16 protein-coding genes are annotated in these 17463 nt (G+C 72.5%); 9 read left to right on the top strand and 7 right to left on the bottom strand.

Features of this window, described 5'->3' with window-relative positions; translation table 11 throughout:
* Nucleotides 1–204: 204 nt before the first annotated feature.
* Complete coding sequence (locus tag IE207_RS24310; RefSeq protein WP_190186404.1) at nucleotides 205–1527, top strand: dicarboxylate/amino acid:cation symporter; 1323 nt, start codon at nucleotides 205–207, stop codon at nucleotides 1525–1527.
* A 70-nt stretch (nucleotides 1528–1597) separates the two neighbouring features.
* Here the strand turns inward: IE207_RS24310 and IE207_RS24305 are convergent, their stop codons facing one another.
* The gene (locus tag IE207_RS24305) at nucleotides 1598–1840 is read right to left on the bottom strand and encodes a DUF397 domain-containing protein (protein ID WP_190186403.1); all 243 of its coding nucleotides are present in this window, start codon (nucleotides 1838–1840) and stop codon (nucleotides 1598–1600) included.
* Entirely contained in the window at nucleotides 1837–2694 is an 858-nt protein-coding gene (locus IE207_RS24300) for a helix-turn-helix domain-containing protein (RefSeq protein WP_190186402.1), read from the bottom strand. The genes IE207_RS24305 and IE207_RS24300 overlap by 4 nt, the downstream gene beginning before the upstream one ends.
* A 154-nt stretch (nucleotides 2695–2848) precedes the next feature.
* Between IE207_RS24300 and IE207_RS24295 the strand changes: the two genes are divergently transcribed.
* A complete protein-coding gene (locus tag IE207_RS24295; protein ID WP_229873937.1) occupies nucleotides 2849–3301 on the top strand; it encodes an ATP-binding protein in 453 nt (150 codons plus the stop codon).
* Here the strand turns inward: IE207_RS24295 and IE207_RS24290 are convergent.
* Complete coding sequence (locus tag IE207_RS24290) at nucleotides 3246–3632, bottom strand: MerR family transcriptional regulator (RefSeq protein WP_190186401.1); 387 nt, start codon at nucleotides 3630–3632, stop codon at nucleotides 3246–3248. The genes IE207_RS24295 and IE207_RS24290 overlap by 56 nt on opposite strands.
* Nucleotides 3633–3767: 135 nt before the next feature.
* Here IE207_RS24290 and IE207_RS24285 point away from each other — a divergent pair, with 135 nt between their 5' ends.
* The 3 genes from IE207_RS24285 to IE207_RS24275 all read left to right on the top strand — a co-directional run bounded on the left by IE207_RS24285 (nucleotide 3768) and on the right by IE207_RS24275 (nucleotide 6167).
* Complete coding sequence (locus IE207_RS24285) at nucleotides 3768–4421, top strand: class II aldolase/adducin family protein (protein WP_190186400.1); 654 nt, start codon at nucleotides 3768–3770, stop codon at nucleotides 4419–4421.
* On the top strand, nucleotides 4418–4813 hold the full coding sequence (locus IE207_RS24280) for a carboxymuconolactone decarboxylase family protein (RefSeq protein WP_190186399.1): 396 nt from the start codon (nucleotides 4418–4420) through the stop codon (nucleotides 4811–4813). The genes IE207_RS24285 and IE207_RS24280 overlap by 4 nt, the downstream gene beginning before the upstream one ends.
* A 541-nt stretch (nucleotides 4814–5354) precedes the next feature.
* The gene (locus IE207_RS24275; protein WP_229873936.1) at nucleotides 5355–6167 is read left to right on the top strand and encodes a helix-turn-helix domain-containing protein; all 813 of its coding nucleotides are present in this window, start codon (nucleotides 5355–5357) and stop codon (nucleotides 6165–6167) included.
* A 29-nt stretch (nucleotides 6168–6196) separates the two neighbouring features.
* On the opposite strand, the gene IE207_RS24270 is transcribed toward IE207_RS24275, so the two are convergent.
* A complete protein-coding gene (locus IE207_RS24270; RefSeq protein WP_229873935.1) occupies nucleotides 6197–7279 on the bottom strand; it encodes an alpha/beta fold hydrolase in 1083 nt (360 codons plus the stop codon).
* 101 nt (nucleotides 7280–7380) lie between these two features.
* Between IE207_RS24270 and IE207_RS24265 the strand changes: the two genes are divergently transcribed.
* The gene (locus IE207_RS24265) at nucleotides 7381–8106 is read left to right on the top strand and encodes a TetR/AcrR family transcriptional regulator (RefSeq protein ID WP_190186398.1); all 726 of its coding nucleotides are present in this window, start codon (nucleotides 7381–7383) and stop codon (nucleotides 8104–8106) included.
* A gap of 361 nt (nucleotides 8107–8467) precedes the next feature.
* A complete protein-coding gene (locus IE207_RS24260) occupies nucleotides 8468–10321 on the top strand; it encodes an AMP-dependent synthetase/ligase (RefSeq protein ID WP_190186397.1) in 1854 nt (617 codons plus the stop codon).
* Nucleotides 10322–10365: 44 nt separating this feature from the next.
* Here the strand turns inward: IE207_RS24260 and IE207_RS24255 are convergent, their stop codons facing one another.
* Nucleotides 10366–11508 (bottom strand): lipase family protein, encoded by a 1143-nt coding sequence (locus IE207_RS24255; RefSeq protein ID WP_190186396.1) that lies wholly within the window; start codon nucleotides 11506–11508, stop codon nucleotides 10366–10368.
* A 704-nt stretch (nucleotides 11509–12212) separates the two neighbouring features.
* On the bottom strand, nucleotides 12213–13247 hold the full coding sequence (locus IE207_RS24250; RefSeq protein WP_190186395.1) for an AraC family transcriptional regulator: 1035 nt from the start codon (nucleotides 13245–13247) through the stop codon (nucleotides 12213–12215).
* Nucleotides 13248–13365: 118 nt separating this feature from the next.
* On the opposite strand from IE207_RS24250, the gene IE207_RS24245 reads away from it, so the two are divergent.
* The gene (locus IE207_RS24245) at nucleotides 13366–15174 is read left to right on the top strand and encodes an AMP-dependent synthetase/ligase (RefSeq protein ID WP_190186394.1); all 1809 of its coding nucleotides are present in this window, start codon (nucleotides 13366–13368) and stop codon (nucleotides 15172–15174) included.
* Nucleotides 15175–15180: 6 nt separating this feature from the next.
* On the opposite strand, the gene IE207_RS24240 is transcribed toward IE207_RS24245, so the two are convergent.
* Nucleotides 15181–16383, bottom strand: coding sequence for an aminotransferase-like domain-containing protein (locus IE207_RS24240; protein WP_190186393.1), 1203 nt, complete (start codon nucleotides 16381–16383; stop codon nucleotides 15181–15183).
* 143 nt (nucleotides 16384–16526) lie between these two features.
* Here IE207_RS24240 and IE207_RS24235 point away from each other — a divergent pair, with 143 nt between their 5' ends.
* Nucleotides 16527–17387: a hypothetical protein gene (locus IE207_RS24235; RefSeq protein WP_190186392.1), complete on the top strand. Its 861-nt coding sequence runs from the start codon at nucleotides 16527–16529 to the stop codon at nucleotides 17385–17387.
* Nucleotides 17388–17463: the final 76 nt, after the last annotated feature.

The following is a 17463-nucleotide window of genomic DNA, read 5'->3' as shown; positions in this document are numbered from 1 at the left end:
GCGTGTCCGCGGCCTGTTGCCGCTGTCGCTGAGCCGACTGCCCCTTACGGCCCAACCGATACGGCAGTGGTCCCGGCCGGCCCGGCTTCCTCCGGGTGCTGCCGCACCGCGTCACCACCAGCACACACCACCGCAGAAACCTTCCGCCCGTTCCTGCGCGTCCCCGTTCTTCACGCGTCGTCCGTGACGCGTCACCCCCGGAGAGTGTCCGTGTCCGCCACCCCCCAGGCCCCGGCCCCCGCCGCCAAGGCCTCGTTCAAGTTCCCGTTCTGGGCCCAGATCGTCACCGGTCTCGCGCTCGGCGTGCTGTTCGGCTGGCTCGCCAAGAGCCAGGACATCAGCTGGCTCGGGACCACCCTCGAGAAGATCGGCGACATCTTCATCCAGCTTCTCAAGCTGGCCGTCGCCCCCCTCGTCTTCTTCGCGATCCTGGTGTCCATCACCAACCTGCGCAAGGTGAACAACGCCGCGCGCCTCGCCTCCCGCACCCTGCTCTGGTTCATGATCACGTCGCTGATCGCGGTCGGCATCGGTCTCGCCATCGGCCTGCTGACCAACCCGGGCGCCGGCACCGGCCTCACCCCGCAGGACGGCAAGCTGCCCAAGCACCAGGGCTCGTGGATCGACTTCCTGACCGGCATCGTGCCGAAGGACATCGTCACGCCGTTCACCGAGCTGAACGTCCTGCAGATCGTCTTCCTCGCCGCCGTCGCCGGCATCGCCGCCCTCAAGCTGGGCAACAAGGCGCAGCCCGTCCTCACCCTGGCCGAGTCCGTCCTGGAGCTGCTCCAGAAGGCCCTGTGGTGGGTCATCCGCCTCGCGCCCATCGGCACCGTCGGCCTCATCGGCACCGCCATCGCCACCTACGGCTGGGACCTGATCGGCAAGTACGCCACCTTCACCGCGGACGTCTACATCGGCTCCGCCCTCGTGCTGTTCGGTGTCTACCCGCTGCTGCTGGCCACGGTCGCCAAGGTCAACCCGCTGCAGTTCTTCAAGGGCGCCTGGCCGGCCATCCAGCTGGCCTTCGTCTCCCGCTCGTCGGTCGGCACCATGCCGGTCACCCAGAAGGTCACCGAACGCCTCGGCGTCCCGAAGGAGTACGCCTCCTTCGCCGTCCCGTTCGGCGCCACGACCAAGATGGACGGCTGCGCCGCGATCTACCCGGCGCTGGCCGCGATCTTCATCGCGCAGATCTTCGACGTCCAGCTGGGCATCAAGGAGTACGTGCTCATCGCCTTCGTGTCGGTCGTCGGCTCCGCCGCCACGGCGGGTCTGACCGGCGCCACGGTCATGCTGACCCTGACCCTCTCCACGCTGGGCCTGCCTCTGGAGGGCGTGGGCCTGCTGATGGCGATCGACCCGATCCTGGACATGATGCGCACCGCCATCAACGTGGCCGGCCAGGCCGTCGTCCCGGTCATCGTCTCGGCCCGCGAGGGAATCCTGGACAAGAACGCCTACGCGGCCGCCTCGTCCTCCCCGCTGGAGGAGCCGGCCCGCACCCCGGTGGCCGTCGCCGCCTGACCCACCACCGCCATCGCGGCCCCCGCCCCCGTCCGGGCGGGGGCCGCGGTGTTCTGCGGTGCGGCGCGGCTCAGCGGGCGGAGGCCACGAAACCCGCCCAGGCGGCGGGGCCGAAGGCGAGGTGGGGGATGTCGGTGTCCTTGGAGTCCCGGACGAGGACGGCGGCGGGCGTGGCGGCGACCTCGACGCAGTCGTCACCTTCGCTGCTGCTGCTGTAACTGCTCTTGAACCAGGCGACCTCGACGCAGTCGTTGACGTCGCCGCTGTCGCTGTAGCTGCTCTTGAACCAGTCCAGCCCGGGGTTGTGGATCATGTTTCTCCCAGCAGTTCCTCGACGAAGGCGCGCGACTCTCGGGGCGTGAGAGCCTGAGCCCGGATGATGCCATAGCGCAGCTCAAGGATTCGTAGCTGCTTCGGGTCGGAGACGGGGCGGCCGTGAAAGGCGCCTTCTGAGCGTCCTACCGCTGAGCCGTCCTCGAACTTCAGCACCTCGATCAAGCCGCCCATCCCGGCGTGGTCGCTGCAGTTGGTCGGCATCACCTGAAACTCGACATGCTGCAACTGGCACACCTCCAGGAGGCGTTCGAGCTGTCGGCGCATCACCATTGTCCCTCCGATGGGGCGGCGAAGGGTCACCTCTTCTTGGACGAAGCTGAGCGTGGGGGCAGGAGAGCGTTCGAAGATCGACCGCCGGACCATACGAGCGGCCAGTATCCGTTCGACCTCGTCCGCCGAATAGGCGGGCCGGCGCATGGCGAACAAGGCCGCGGCGTAGGTCTCCGTCTGCAACAAGCCATGAATGTTGTGGTTGTTGTACGTGCCGATCTCGACAGCTTGAGCTTCCATCTTCGCCAAAGCCCGGACCTTCTTCGGGTACCGGACCTGCTCCATGTCCGGCTTCATCGCGCGGATCTTCCCGCCCGCCCCCAACGCCTCGTCCGCCTTGTCCAGGTACTCCGGGCGTGGGATGCGCCTGCCCGACTCGACCTTGCGGACCAGGTCCTCCCCGTACCCGATCGCCACGCCCAGGTCCGAGGCCCGCATCCCCGCCTGTTCCCGCCAGGTGCGGAGCTGGCGGCCGAGCGCGGACAGGACCGCGACCCCCTGTTCGTCCTCGGGATCGACGTCCCAGCCGGCGTCTTCCGTACCGTCACTGTCCACGCCCACGCGCGCCACCTCCGACGAGCCGATGTCCTCAACGCCCCCTTCCCCGGGCAACGGTCCGGACGGGCCGGACAGCACGGGACAACGTCCGGACAAAGCCCGGACGCAAGGGCGTTGTGCCTTCTCACGCTACGCACACACCGCCACGCTCTGTGAGGTGAACAGTGAACTCGCCGCAAGCGCGCTCGACGCCCGGCACTATGACGTCCTCCTGTCCGCCACCCCCCGTGGGGCCCGGCTCGCCCGGTTGCTCGCCGTCGAGCAACTGCGCGGCTGGGGGCTGCCCTTGGACGCGCCGCGCGTCATCGTGGCCGAGCTCGCCGTGAACGCCGTCACCCACGGGCGGGTGCCCGGGAGGGGGTTCCGGCTGGAGTTGTTCGCGCGTCCCGGCGTGCTGCGGATCGAGGTGGCCGACACGCGCGGTGACCGGCTGCCCGTGCTGAGCGCGCCGGGGCGGGGGCTGGTGCTGGTCGACGCGTTCGCCGACCGGTGGGGCGTACGGGAAGGGCCCGCACCGGGGAAGGTGGTCTGGGCGGAGGTCTCGTGGGGCGGGACTACCCGGAGGGCGTCTCCCAAGCCGCCATCTGCTCGCGGAACTTCGGGCAGGTGACGATGTCCTCCTCGCCGCACCGCAGGGCGTGGACCAGCAACTGATGGGCGTGGTCGAGGTCGATCATCCGCTGCTCGACCTCGGCGATCTTGGCGCGGATCATCGCCTGCCTGGTCGCCTGGTCCTCCTGGAACTCGCCGATCTCCGCCAGGGTCAGTCCGGCCTGCTGGCACTTGCGCAGCACCACGATCCGCTGCGCCGCTTCCGGCGGGTAGCGCCGCTGGCCGCCCTGGCGCTCGGGCGCGGGCAGCAGGCCGTGGCGTTCCCAGAACCGGATGGCGGACGCGGGAACCCCGGTGGCCTGCGAGAGCTGTCCGATGGTCATGCGCATGGGCCGCTCCTCGTCACGTCGCGGCTCTTCCGGGCCGACGCTTGACTTGAACCTTAGTTCAAGTTGAAGAGTGGGGTGCACGAGGGCAGCGGCGAACAGGAGCGGCCGCTGCCGGCAGCTTTCGGAGGTGCCGCGATGGCAACCACGCATGTACGGAACGACCTGGTCGAGGCCGCGGAGGCGCTCTTCACGGCGGGGGTGATGTCCCACTCGGGGCACGCCAACCTCAGCGCCCGGATCGATGAGGAAAGCTTTCTGCTGACGCCCGGATTCGTCCGGGGGATCCGGCCCGAGGACCTGGCGGTCGTGAGTCTCGACGGGCAGGTCCTGGAGGGGGAGCTGCGGTCGGTCAGCGCCGAGATCATCACCATGCACAGCATCGTCTACCGGGCCCGTCCGCACGTGGGCGCCGTCATCCACACCCACTCGCCTTCCGCGACGGCCTTCGCCGTCGCCAACCGGCCCCTGCCGTGCCGGACCGAGCCGATGCTCCGCTTCGGGCAGGCCGAGACCGTCCCGGTGGTTCCGTGGGGGCCGCGCGGCTCCGACGTGGCGGTGCGCGGCATCGCCGACGTACTGGAGCGGTACCCGACGACCTCCGCGGCCCTGCTGGCCAACCACGGCATCCTGGTGTTCGGCCCGGACCCGGCGGCGACCGCCCACCTGCTGGTGGCAGTCGAGGAGAGCGCCGAGGCGGAGATCGCGGCCGCTGCCCTCGGCGGGGCCGTGGACTTCCCCGAAGGCGCCCTGGAGGCCGTACGCGCCTCGATCGCCCGGGTCGCGTCGTGACCGGCGACGACTTCGACCGCCGCACCGAAGCGGTGCGCGCCCGCTACACCTCCACCCTCGGCGGCGTACCGGGCGGTGTGCAGGACCGGCTGCGCCTGGCGCGGGAGTTCGGCCGGCTCCCCACCGAGGAGGCGCTCGCGGCGCTGCGGCACATCGTGCTGACCGCGAACCCGCTGGGCGCGCGCGTGCAGCAGCTCGTCCACTTCGGGCAGCTCCTGTCCCTCGGCCGCGAACACCCCGCCCGCATCCACGCCCGGGGCGCCCTCCACGCCGGCGCCACGGTCCCGGACCTCATCGGCGTCGCCGAAACGGCCCTCATCACCTCGGGCGTCCCGGCCTACGCCCTGGGCGCGGAGATCATCGCGGACCTCCTGGCCGCCGACACCACCTGACCGGCCCGGGCATGTCGCGACCACCGGCCGCGCCGGTGGTGGCGCCCGGTCTGGTAGTGGTGCGAACCGGTGGGGAGTCGCGTGAGAGGTGCCTCCAGTGGCGGCGGTTTGTACTGGAACGTCCCTGACTGGCAGGCAGCGGCGACCGGATCGCGGTGGGGCGGGACCCGGTGCGGTTGGTGCCTGTACTTCCAATGACGAAAGAGGGTGAATGACCACCTGCCAACCCTCCCGGCCTCCCATCGCTCGGATGGGTGAACTACGGCAACTGGGCTGAATTGAGCGGGGTTGGCTGGCATATGCTCAGCTCGACAACCCCAGACATTGAGATGGCCCCCGCCGGGACTGGCATCCCGGGCGAGGGCCTGACCATGAGGAAGTGATCACCTTCCCGATGGTCGCCAACCAAGGAACAGCAACTTCCCCGATGGCTTACACGCAGTCTAGTGCGCTGCCTCGCGCGGCCGCCCGCCTTACGCCCCGGAATCACCGGTCCGGCGTCATCCACGTCAAGTCCCGTCACCGCAGGCGTTTCACGGTGGTGGGCAACCACCTTGCGCAGCACGCCCAGCTGTCGGCGACCGCCATCGGCGTCGCCCTGTACATCCAGTCGCTGCCGGACGGCGCGTCCGTCGGCATCAAGGCGCTGGCCGCACGCTTCCCCGAGGGGGAGATCCGATTGGCCTCGGCACTGCGGGAGTTGGAGCAGTACGGCTACGTCGAGCGGCGTGTCGTACGGCTGGACAGCGGGCGGATGGTGACGCAGACCTACTACTACGAGCAGCCGGGCGCCGAGGCGGAGGAACCCGCGCAAGCCCGTCCGAGGCGCGTGCGGCCCGTCGCCGTCCCCGTCCCCGTGCCGGAGCCGGAACAGGCACCGGAACCGGCGCCGGAAGCCGCATGGGAGGCCGAGGAGCCGGACCGCGAGGCCGAGGAGCCGGACCCCGTGGCCGAGGAGCCGGGACCGGACCCCGTCGCCCTCCACCCGGCCACCTTCGACCTGTTGGCGGGCCTGCGCGGCCTCGACCCCCGACTGCTCCTGTCCGAGCGGGACATCCTTCGCCTCGCACCCGGTCTCTCCGCCTGGCTCGAACGCGGGATCGCCCCCGACGTCATCGCGCGGAAGCTGAGCGCCGACCTGCCAGAGCCGCTGCGCAACCCGGCGGCCATCGTCGGCTACCGGCTCACCGCGCTGCTCCCACCGCCACTTCCCGCGGACCCGCCCGTCGTACCGTCCGCCCGCCCGGACCCCTTCCAGACCTGCGACGGCTGCGAACGCGTCTTCCGTTCCAAGAAACCGGGCCGCTGCCTCGACTGTCGCCGCCGCGAAGCGGCCAACTCCGCGGCCGCCTGAGGCGTGGCCGGGCGATCACGGGTCGTCCGTCACGCGGTGGCGAGCCGGAGCTGGTTGGTGACCAGGGGGCGGACCTTGGTCAGCATGAGGTGCAGGAACTGCTCGGGGTGGCGGAAGGAGGCGAAGTGGCCGGCGTCCTCGATGAGGGCGAAGTCCTTGACCGGGGCCTGGACGTCGTCGAAGAACCGCTTGGCGCGGTCGGTGGGGGTGAGGACGTCCTGGTCGCCTTGGAAGATGAAGAACGGCAGGTCGAAGGTGGTGCCGTCGGCCCAGTCGTCGAAGTGGGCGGTGGCGGGGAGGATCTGCTCGGAGAGCTTCATGCCCTTGCCGAGTGCGCCGAGCTCGCCGAGCGAGTGCTGGGGTGAGAACCAGAGCGACTTCATGACCACGGACTTCATGGTGGCGAAGGTCAGAGGGTCGCTGGTGGCCGCGATCTTGGCGTAAGCGGCGTGCTGTTCGGCGGTCCACGTCCGCGCGTCGGCGTCCATCTCCTCGATGGTGGCAAGCTCCTTGCGCTTGCCGGCGGTGTGCAGCCGGGTGAGCAGCGCGCGGTGGGCGCTGTCGTCGCGGCCGGCGTCGTGGATGTTCTGGTCGGTGCCGACGTAGGCGGAGTAGAGGTCGGGGTATTGGCGGGCCAGGCGCAGTCCGAAGGTGCTGCCGAAGGAGTTGGCGACCAGCACGACCCGGTCGACGCCCAGCTCGCCGCGGACGTGGCGGGTGACCTCGACGGCGTCCTCGTACATCCGGGCGAAGCTCAGTTCTCCCTGGTGGGCGGTACCGGAGCGGCGCAGGGTCTTGCCGGTGCCGCGCATGTCCCAGCGCACGATCGTGAAGTGCTTCTCCCAGGCGCGGGTGCGGGGTCCGTAGATGGCGTTGGAGGCGCCGGGGCCGCCGTGGATCTCCAGCATCACCGGGTTGGCGCGGTCTTCGCCGCGGACCGAGATCCATTGGTCGATGCCGCCGATGCACACATAGCGCTGCTCGTCGATGCCGTTGGGTGCCTCGATCCGCATCTGCCGGGCGCCGGAGGCCTGGCGGATGCGGCGGTGGCCGAGGGTCCCGGCGACGGGTGTGGCGAGGGTGGCGGCGGCGATGAGTGCGGCGGTGATCACAGTTGACTCCCCAGAACTGTTTATCAGATACGCAATTAAGTGTATGCTATACACAGTTCTGAGGCAGCGTCAATCACCACCGTCCGCGAAGGAGTCGGCACATGGCCGCGAGCAGGGAGAAGAAGCGCGACCCGAAGGTGACCCTGGCGCTGCTGTGGGGAGAGCAGGAGCAGCCGCGGCGCGGCCCGAAGCCTTCGCTGACCGCGGAGCGCATCGTCTCCGGTGCCATCGCGATCGCGGACGCCGAGGGCTTGCACGCGGTCTCGATGCAGCGCGTCGCCGCCGACTTGGGCGTCACCACCATGGCCCTCTACCGCTACTTCCCCGGCAAGGGTGAACTGGTCGACCTGATGGCCGACTCGGTGCTCGGCGCGCCCCCGGAGGCCATCGGCCGCTCGGAGGGGTGGCGTGCGCAGCTGACCGCATGGGCCCGCGCATGCTGGGCGCTGTACCGCGCGCACCCGTGGATCCTGACCGCCACCGCCATGCGTCGCCAGCTCATGGGCCCCAACCAACTCGCCTGGCTCGACGCGGCGCTGGCCGCCCTCGCCCCGGCCGGGCTGACGGCCTCGCAACAGCACGACACCGTCCTGCTGATCATCGGCCACATCCGAAGCCTCGCGCAGCAGCTGGTCCACGCGGACGAGGAGGGGAACGAGGAGTGGAACCGGCTCGCCGGCGAAGTGCTGGAGCGCCACGGCCACCGTTTCCCCGCGCTCGCCGCCGCCATCGCCGCCGGTGCCTTCGCCCCCCACGACGACGACCCGCTCGACTACGGCCTCGAGCGCATCCTCGACGGCGTCGCCTACCTGATCGACCACTCCTAGGTGGTGCGGGGGGCGCGCCCGTCGCGGCCGCTCGGGCCGCGGTCAACCGGAAGCTGATCACCTCCGAGCGGCGGCGCGGCGCCAAGGAGGCTTCGCGGACGGCGAGGCGCCGGCGCAGGCGGGCAACTGCGACGCCGTGCCGAAGCCTCCGCAGCAGAACGACAACCAGGGTCTGGTCCCGGGAAATCGGCAGGGGAGCAGAAGGCCGGGGAAGTCCACGACGCCGCGTGCGGCAGGCGTGCGGATGAAGTGGAGGACTCGCGTCCGGTTTGGTCGGGGCGTGTGCAGGGGCTGGTCAGCGGCGATTACCCGTGCGTAGATTACCGGCGGTAACTCCGGAGTCGAACCGAGGAGAACGCCCGTGCATGCCGAGCCGAAGGCCGCTGAGCCGGCCGAGCCCGTCAAGACCGTGATCGACGGGGTGGTGCGGCAGGTCGCGGTACCCGCGCTCGTCGGCCCACCCGCGCGGGGGTCGCTCGGGGACATACCGTTCGACAACGCGGCCGAGGCGCCCGGCGCGGCCGTCCTCGCGCGCAAGGAGCCGGACGGCAGTTGGCGCGACGTGAGCGCCGCCGAGTTCGCGGCGGAGGTGCTGGCCGTCGCCAAGGGACTGATCGCCGAGGGGCTGCGGCCGGGGGACCGGCTCGCCATCATGGCCCGCACGACCTACGAGTGGACCCTGCTGGACTTCGCGGGCTGGGCGGCCGGGCTGGTGACGGTGCCGATCTACCCGACCTCCTCGGCGGCCCAGGCGCGGTGGATCATCCAGGACTCGGGGGCGGCGGCCTGCGCGGTGGAGGACACCACGCAAGCCCGCATCATCAGCGCCGAACGGGTGAACCTGCCAGGGCTGGTGCACCTGTGGGAGTTCGACACGGGAGCCGTTGCGCGGCTCGTCAAGGCCGGGGAACGCATCCCTGAGGCGCTGGTCCACGAGCGCAGGCGCGTCCGTACACCACAGGACGTCGCCACGCTCGTCTACACCTCGGGCACCACCGGGCAGCCCAAGGGGTGCGTACTGACGCACGGGAACTTCTTCGCCGAAGTCGACAACGCCGTGGAACTGCTGCACCCGGTGTTCCGGGCCGTGACCAGCGAACCGGCCTCCACCCTGCTGTTCCTGCCGCTGTCGCACGTGTTCGGGCGGATGGTGGCCGTCGGCTGCCTGCGCGCGCGGGTCAAGCTCGGACACGCGCCGAGCATCCGTACGGAAGACCTGCTGGCGGACCTCGCCGGGTTCAGACCGACGTTCCTGCTGGCCATCCCCTACGTCCTGGAGAAGGTCTACAACACCGCGCGGGCGACGGCGGAACGGATGGGCCGGGCCTCGTCCTTCGACCGGGCGGCGAGGATCGCCCGGCGCTACGGGGAGAGCGACTCTCCCGGATGGGGCCTGCGGGCGGCGCGGGCGCTGTACGACCCGCTCGTGTACCGGCGGATCCGCGCGGCGCTGGGCGGGCGCGTGCGGTACGTCCTGAGCGGGGGTTCGCCGCTCGGGGCGCGGCTCGCGGCGTTCTACGCGGGCGCGGGGGTGGAGGTCTTCGAGGGCTACGGCCTGACGGAGACGACGGCGGCCGCGACGGTGACGCCCCCGCTTCGCCCCCGCCTGGGCACGGTCGGGTGGCCGCTGCCGGGGACGGCCGTACGGATCGCCGAGGACGGGGAGGTGCTGCTGCACGGGCCGCACGTCTTCGCGGGCTACTGGAACGGCGGGGCGACGGTGCCCGGCGGGTGGTACGCGACCGGCGACATCGGGGAGCTGGACGCGGACGGGTACCTGACCATCACCGGCCGCAAGAAGGACCTGATCATCACCTCCGGCGGCAAGAACGTCGCCCCGGCGGTCCTGGAAGACGCGCTGCGGGCGCACCCCCTGGTGGCCCAGTGCCTGGTGGTGGGCGAAAACCGGCCGTACGTCGCCGCGCTGATCACCCTGGACGGGGAAGGGCTGGCGCACTGGAGGCAGATGCGCAAGAAGGGCGATCTGCCCATGGCGGAGCTGGTGCAGGACGAGGAACTGCGGGCGGACGTACAAAGGGGGGTGGACGAGGCGAACGCGCTGGTGTCGCGACCGGAGTCGATACGGCGGTTCGTGCTGCTGCGGCAGGACTTCACCGAGGAGCGGGGACACCTGACGCCGTCGCTCAAGCTGCGGCGGGGCGTCATCGCGCGGGAGTTCGCGCGGGAGATAGACGCGTTGTACCGGGGGCGGTGAGGGGCGGACGCCCCGGACACCGCCGCCCGGCAGCCGCGTGGGGGTCAGCAGTTGGCGTGCGTGGCGCGGCCCGCGAAGCGGTCCGCGAGCCAGTTGCCGGCCGCCAGGGAGTGGCTGATGACGCCGCTGACGTGCTCACCGACCCAGACGGTGTCGAACTCGACGTCCGCGCCCCGCGCGCACCACTCGGAGCGCAGTTCGCGGCCGACGGTGTAGGGAATCAACTCGTCGCCGAGGGCGTGGTACTGGTACACCGGCGCGGCCGGGGCGGTCCCGCCGAGCCTGCTCTGGGCGAGGCGGGCCCGCCAGTCGGGCTGGGCGAGCGGATCGCGGGTGGTGAGGTCGGAGATCCGCTTGAAGGAGCCGGCGATGGCGTCGATGGCGACGCAGCCCTCCCGCAGGCCGCCGACCAGGGCCTTGCCCGCGGGGTTGAGGTAGGAGTCGAGTTTCAGCTCGGGGAAGGCGGCGTCCTGCCCGGCGGCCGCCATGAAGATCAGCCCGGAGCCGTAGGAGCCGTTGTTGAAGTCGGCCACCTTCATCAGGTCGGCCGGAACCCCGCCGGTCGCCGTGCCCTTGACCTGCAACTCCGGTGCGTACGAGCCTTGCAGCTCGGCGGCCCAGCTGCTGGCCTGGCCGCCCTGGGAGTAGCCCATGATGCCGATCGGCGTGTTCGCGGGCAGCCCGGCCTCGGGGAGGCGCAGGGCCGCTCGGGCGGCGTCGAGCATGGCGTGGCCCGCGGAGGGGCCGACGGTGTAGGTGTGCACGCCGGGCGTGCCGAGCCCTTCGTAGTCGGTGACGACCACCGCCCAGCCGCGCAGGGTCAGCTGCTGGATGAGGTTCGCCTCCGTGGCGGTGCCGGTGGGGAAGTTGTTGCTCGGGGCGCAGGAGTCGCCCATGCCGACGGTGCCGACGGCGTAGGTGATGAGGGGGCGGGGGCCGGTGCGGCCGTCCTGCGGGACGATGACCGTGCCGGAGACGACGTCGGGCGCGCCGTCGGCGGTGGTGGAGCGGTAGCTGATCTTCCAGGCCTTGGTGTTGGTGGGCTGGCCGGGCAGCGGGTGGAACGCGGAGGGCGCGATGGCGACGAGGTCGCCGGGGCGGGCGGTGGCGGCGGTGGCGGGGCTCCCGGCCGTGAGGCCGAGGGCTAGGGCGGCCACGGCGGCGAGGGCGGTGCTGCGCAGGCGCATGGGCGGCTCTCCCAGGTGTCCGTGTGGGGGCAGGTGAGGAGAAGGTAGTGACCGACCGGTCGGCACGTCGCTGACTGTGCAGCTCACCTTTGCTGACCGCACCCACCACCGCACCGACGCGCCGAGTCGCACACGGAGCCCGCCACTCACCCCCCTCACCCGGCCGACCGCGCCCCCCGACGCCCGCCCCCCCCCGCGGCCGCCTCCGCGTCGCCCATGCGGCCCGACGCCCGTCGCGGTGACGGGCGGCCCTGTGCGTCCGGCGCCGTAACCTGACGCGCCGCTGCGCCGCTGCGCCGCTGCGCCGCTGCGCCGCTGCGCCGATGCGCCGATGCGCCGATGCCGGATGCGCCCCCGTGCGGTCCGCCGCAGCCGACGTGCGGCCCGCCGCGGCCCGACGCCTGTCGCGGTGACGGGCGGCCCTGCGCGTCCGGCGCCGTAACCTGATGCGCCGATGCCGGATGCGCCCCCGTGCGGTCCGCCGCAGCCGACGTGCGGCCCGCCGCGGCCCGACGCCTGTCGCGGTGACGGGCGGCCCTGCGCGCCTGCCGCCGTAACCTGACGCGCTGATGCCGGATGCGCGCCCGTGCGGTCCGCCACGGCTCGCCGCCGAGTCGTCCATGCGGCCCGGCGCCTGTCGCGGCGACGCGCCGCGCGCGGTCGACCGTGGGCCGCCGGTGGGCCCGGCGTGGCGGGTGGGGCTCTCAGCCGCCCGAGGCGATGCGGTAGGCGCCCGGGGTGGTGCCCGTCCAGCGGCGGAACGCGCGGTGGAAGGCGGTGTCCTCGGAGAAGCCCAGCCTGGCGGCCAGTTCCGCGATGGGTTCGCCGCTCTCCGTGAGCCCCGCGATCGCCGCGTCCCGCCGCACGTGGTCCTTCAACTGCTGGAAGGACGTGCCCTCCTGGCGGAGCCGCCGCCGCAACGTCGCCGGGGACACCGCGAGGCGCGCCGCGACCTCGCCGAGCTCGGGCAGCCTGGGCGACGTCCGCAGCCGCCGCGTCAGGGTCCGGCGTACCTGTTCCGCGACCGTGGTCCCGTACTCCGGCCGCGACAGCAGGTCGAACGGGGCCCGGCGGAGCATCGCATCGAGGGCCGGCTCCTCCCGCACGAGCGGCGCGGTCAGCCAGTGCGCGGCGAACGCGGCGGCCGTACGGTCGGCGCCGAACCGGACCGGGCAGTCGAAGAGCAGCTCGTACTCCTGCGCGTACGGCGGCGCGGGATACGCGAACGCCGCGTACAGCAGCGGGATGCGGCGCCCGATCAGCCAACTGCTCAGCCGGTGCCAGATCGCGAGCACGCACTCGCAGAGGAAACGCTCCTCGGCCCGGCCGGAGTTCCCGACCCGGCCCTCCACGAAGTCGTTGCGCACCGCGAACCTCGCTTCACCGTCCCCGACCTCCAACGCCAGTTCGGGGCCGCCCGGGAACAACCCGTAGAAGGCGGCTGCCCGTTCGACAGCCGCCCCCAGGTCCCGGCAGCCCACCGAGGCGTAGCACATCATCGCGAAGGTGCCGGGCCGGCTCGGCAGCGCGCCCAGCCCGAGGAACTCGTCCTGCGTCGTCCGGTACAGCGCCCGGAACAGCCGGGCGAACTGCGCGGGCGTGATCCGCGCCCGGTCGTCGCCCAGCAGCAGCGGTGGGATCTGCGCCTCTTGCAGCAGCGGCACGATGTCGACGCCGGCGCGCCGCGCGCCCGCGAGCAGGGCACGCACATGGTGCACGGTGATCGTCCGCCTCCCCATGGGACCGACGGTAGCCCCAATGAGCGCTGCGGTCAGCGGTGCTGACGCTTCCGGTCATGCCGTACGGGCCGCTGCGGTGCCTAGCGTCGTCGTACTCACTCCCCGGGAGGCGAACACGATGGACGCCGCACAGGACCTGGCCCGACCGCGCACCCTGGCCCTCTTCGCCGAGTGGACGGGGGAGCGGTACGGGCGCCACAGCGCGCTCCGCTTCCGGTCGCGCACGGCCGCCGCAACGGAAGGCGCCTGGAGCACGCTCTCCTACGAGGACCTGCGCGCCCGCGTCCGCCGCACCGGGCGGGCCCTGCTCGGCCTGGGGATCGGGGCGGGCGAGCGGGTGGTGGTCCTCGCGGAGACCCGGCCGCAGTGGACGTACACGCATTTCGGGGTACTGGCGGCGGGCGCCGTCCTGGTGCCGGTGTACCCGACGGCGGGGGAGGAGGAGCTGGCCTGGGTGCTGTCGGACTCCGCGGCGGTGGTGGCGGTCTGCGACGACGCCGCCCAGGCGGCCAGGGTGGAAACCCTGCGCGGGCGGCTCCCGGCGCTGCGGGCGGTGGTCCTGATGGACGCCCTGCCGGAACTGCCGCCGGCCCCGGCGACGGAGCTGCACGCCCGCGCGGAGGCGGTGACCCCGGACGCGGACGCCGCCATCGTCTACACCTCCGGGACGACCGGGCCGCCGAAGGGCTGCCGGCTCACCCACGGCAACCTCGGCGCCGTCCAGGACGCCACCTTGCCGATGGTGACGGGCGGCCCGGGCGACACGACGTACCTCTACCTGCCGCTCGCGCACCTGCTGGCGCAGCTGATCCAGTTCACCACCCTCCTCCAGGGCGGCGAGCTCTGCTACTTCGGCGGCCGGATCGAGGACGTCCTGGCCGAGGTCCCCGAGGTCGCGCCGACCCACCTGCCCTCGGTGCCGCGCCTGTTCGAGAAGCTCCACTCGGTGGTGCTGTCGCTCGCGGAGTCCGTGGAGGGCGGCCGGGAGCGTTTCGAGGAGGCGGTACGGCTGGGCGTGCTGGCCGCGGACGGCCGCCTCCCCGAGGAGGCGCGCACGGCGTACGAGGCGGCGCGCGAGACGCTGTACGCCCCCGTCCGCGCCGCCTTCGGGGGCCGGCTCACCTGGGCGCTGACCGGCGGCGCCCCGATCGCGCCCGCCACCTTGGACTTCCTGCGCGCCTGCGGGATCCCGGTCTACGAGGGCTACGGCATGACGGAGTCCGCCGGGGTGATCAGCCTCAACCACCCGGGGTCGGCCCGCCCCGGCACGGTCGGGCGGCCGGTCGCGGGCTGCGAGGTCCGGATCGCGCAGGACGGCGAGGTGCTCGCCCGGGGCCCGATGGTCTTCCCCGGCTACCACGGCAACGCGACCGCTACGGCGGAGGCCGTCGACGCCGACGGCTGGCTGCACACGGGCGATCTCGGCTCGCTGGACGCCGACGGCTTCCTGTCGATCACCGGGCGGAAGAAGGAGCTGATCATCACCTCGGCGGGGAAGAACATCACCCCGACGGAAGTCGAGTTCGCCCTCCAGGCGTCCCGGTACGTCTCGCGCGCGGTGATGATCGGCGACCACCGCCCCTACCCGGTGGCCCTGATCACCCTGGACGCGGACGAGATCGCGGCCTGGGCGGCCCGGGAGGGCCTCGCCCCGGACGCCGCCCCGGACGCCGCCCCGGACGCCGCCCCGGACACGGCCCCGGGCACTCCGGCCCGGCCCGAGGAACACCCGGCGGTGCGCGAGCTGCTGGCGCGCGCCGTCGAGGCAGCCAACGCCACCGTCTCCCGCCCCGCCCGGATCCGTGCATTCCACCTGCTCGCCGAGGACTTCTCCGTCGAGGCGGGCACCTTGACGCCGACCCTGAAAGTCCGGCGGGCGGTGGTGGCGCAGCGGTACGCCGCCGAGATCGAGAAGCTGTACGGCTGAGGGCGGCTACCCGAGGGCCCGGCCCAGCCTGCGCAGGCCCTCGGCGATCTCGGCCGGGGTGTGCGTGACGAAGGACAGCCGCAGGGTCCGGTGGTCGGGGGCGGTGGTGAAGAAGGGAGCCCCGGGGACGTAGGCCACGTCGTGCGCGACGGCGGACTTGAGCAGGGCCGTCGCGTCGTATCCGGCGGGCAGCCTGGCCCAGACGAACATGCCGCCCTCCGGCCGGTTCCACTGCGAGCCCGCCGGGAGCGCGTCGGGCAGGCCGGCCAGCAGCGCGTCCCGCCGGATGCGGTAGGCCTCGCGGACGGTGGCGATGTGGGCGTCCAGGTCCACCGCGGCCAGGTAGTGGGCGGCCGCCAGCTGGTTCACCGTCGAGGTGTGCAGGTCCGCCGCCTGCTTGGCGACGACCGCGGCCCGAAGCAGGGCCGCCGGGGCGCGGAGCCAGCCCAGCCGCAGGCCGGGCGCCATGACCTTGGAGAAGCTGCCGAGCAGGGCGGTACGGTCCTGCGCCCCGGGGTACGCGGCGAGCCACGGCTCGTGGGCCCCCTCGTAGCGGAGGTCACCGTACGGGTCGTCCTCCACCAGCCACAGTCCGAGCCGGGCGGCGATCTCCGCGACCGCCGCCCGGCGGGCTCCGGGGAGCGTGCGGCCCGTCGGGTTCTGGAAGGTGGGTATCGAGTACAGCAGCTTGGGCCGCTCCCGCCGGACGACCTCCTCCAGGGCGTCCGGGAGGATGCCGTCCTCGTCACAGGGGACGGGTACGACCCGGGCCCCGGCCAGGCCGAAGCCCTGGAGCGCGGCCAGGTAGGTCGGGTCCTCCACGAGCACGACGTCCCCCGGGCCGAGCAGGGCGCCGGTGAGCAGGGCGAGCCCCTGCTGGGAGCCGGTGGTGACGACGACCTGGTCGGCGGTGGTGGCCAGCCCACGGGAGGTGGTGCGCGCGGCGATCGCCGCGCGGAGTTCCGGCACGCCCTCGGTGGTCGAGTATTGCAGGGCCCGGGCGGCGCGGGCGGGGGCGGACAGCGCCGCGTCGTAGGCCGCGCGCAGGCCGGCGGCGTCGAAGAGCTCGGGCGCGGGGTAGCCGCCGGCGAAGGAGACCACCTCGGGGCGGTCGGTGAGGGAGAGGATGTCGCGGATGGGCGAACCCGCCACCGCGGCCGTCCTGGCGGCGAGTGCGGGCGGCGGCTGGACGGCTGCGGGGCCGGGCATGGGGACTCCTTCGGGAGGCGGGTGCGCGCAGCCTAACCACGGAAGGTGTACAGGGCACCTACCTGTCCGCCACGTGAACGGGCCCCGCCCGTGCCGGTGTCGGACCCCTCCACAACTGACGCTGCATCAGCTAGACCGGTGTCATGACGACAGACGAGACATCGACGCAGGGCGGCGGCACCCGGGCCGAGGACTACGCGGCGCTCGCCTCCGTGGGCCCGTACGGCGTCCGCCCCGGCCACGCGCTGATCACCATGGTCGAACCGCACCCGGGGCACGAGTTCGCGTACAACCGCTGGTACGAGGACGACCACTACTACGCCGGCGCCATGGCGATGCCGTGGATGTACGCCGGACGCCGCTGGGTCGCCACCAGGGACCTCCAGGAGCTGCGCTACCCGGAGAAGTCGGCCGTCGCCCAGCCCGTCACGGCCGGGTGTTACCTCTCGACCTACTGGGTGACCGAAGGCCGGTACGACGAGCACATGAAGTGGACCGTCGGCATCAACAAGCGGCTGAACCGCGACGGCCGCGTCTACCAGGACCGTACGCACGTCTTCACGGCCTTCCAGGACCACGAGGCCACCGTCTACCGCGACGGGGCGGCCGGGCCGCGCGACTTCCACGCCCTCGACCACCCCTACGCCGGGCTGGTCCTCCAGGTCGTCGACGCCGACGGGCCCGAGCAGCGGGAGCGACTGCTGGAGTGGCTGCGCTCGCGGGCCCTGCCGAAGCGGCTGGCGGGCGGCCCGGCGGCGATGGTGACGGTCTTCCGGCCGACGCCGCTGCCCGGGGACCGGATGACGTACGTCAAGCAGGTCGAGGGCGTCGGCACCCGGTTGACGCTCCTCTGGTTCCTGGAGGCCGATCCCCGAACCTGCTGGCACCGGTTCGAGGGGTTGGACACGGAGGTCGCGGAGGCGGGTCTGGGGCGGGTGGAGCTGGTGGCGCCGTTCGTCCCGACGGTGCCGGGGACGGACCGTTACGTCGACCGGCTGCGCTGAGGGCGGCGGGTCAGGCCGTCGGCGGACAGGGCAGAGCCCCCTCGGCCTGGACGGCGACCGGTCGAGAGGGCTTCAA

The sequence above is a fragment of the Streptomyces cirratus genome, assembly GCF_014650775.1.
Lineage (GTDB): Bacteria > Actinomycetota > Actinomycetes > Streptomycetales > Streptomycetaceae > Streptomyces > Streptomyces cirratus.
The sequence above is the reverse complement of the archived record's forward strand: the minus strand, read 5'-3'. Positions and strand labels throughout refer to the sequence as shown.

What these genes read in the sequence shown, in the direction of transcription:
- IE207_RS24305 (WP_190186403.1), bottom strand. Translation starts at nt 1,840, where the DNA reads ATGATCCACAACCCCGGGCTGGACTGGTTCAAGAGCAGCTACAGCGAC.
- IE207_RS24290 (WP_190186401.1), bottom strand. Translation starts at nt 3,632, where the DNA reads ATGCGCATGACCATCGGACAGCTCTCGCAGGCCACCGGGGTTCCCGCG.
- IE207_RS24285 (WP_190186400.1), top strand. Translation starts at nt 3,768, where the DNA reads ATGGCAACCACGCATGTACGGAACGACCTGGTCGAGGCCGCGGAGGCG.
- IE207_RS24265 (WP_190186398.1), top strand. Translation starts at nt 7,381, where the DNA reads ATGGCCGCGAGCAGGGAGAAGAAGCGCGACCCGAAGGTGACCCTGGCG.
- IE207_RS24255 (WP_190186396.1), bottom strand. Translation starts at nt 11,508, where the DNA reads ATGCGCCTGCGCAGCACCGCCCTCGCCGCCGTGGCCGCCCTAGCCCTC.
- IE207_RS24250 (WP_190186395.1), bottom strand. Translation starts at nt 13,247, where the DNA reads ATGGGGAGGCGGACGATCACCGTGCACCATGTGCGTGCCCTGCTCGCG.
- IE207_RS24245 (WP_190186394.1), top strand. Translation starts at nt 13,366, where the DNA reads ATGGACGCCGCACAGGACCTGGCCCGACCGCGCACCCTGGCCCTCTTC.
- IE207_RS24240 (WP_190186393.1), bottom strand. Translation starts at nt 16,383, where the DNA reads ATGCCCGGCCCCGCAGCCGTCCAGCCGCCGCCCGCACTCGCCGCCAGG.
- IE207_RS24235 (WP_190186392.1), top strand. Translation starts at nt 16,527, where the DNA reads ATGACGACAGACGAGACATCGACGCAGGGCGGCGGCACCCGGGCCGAG.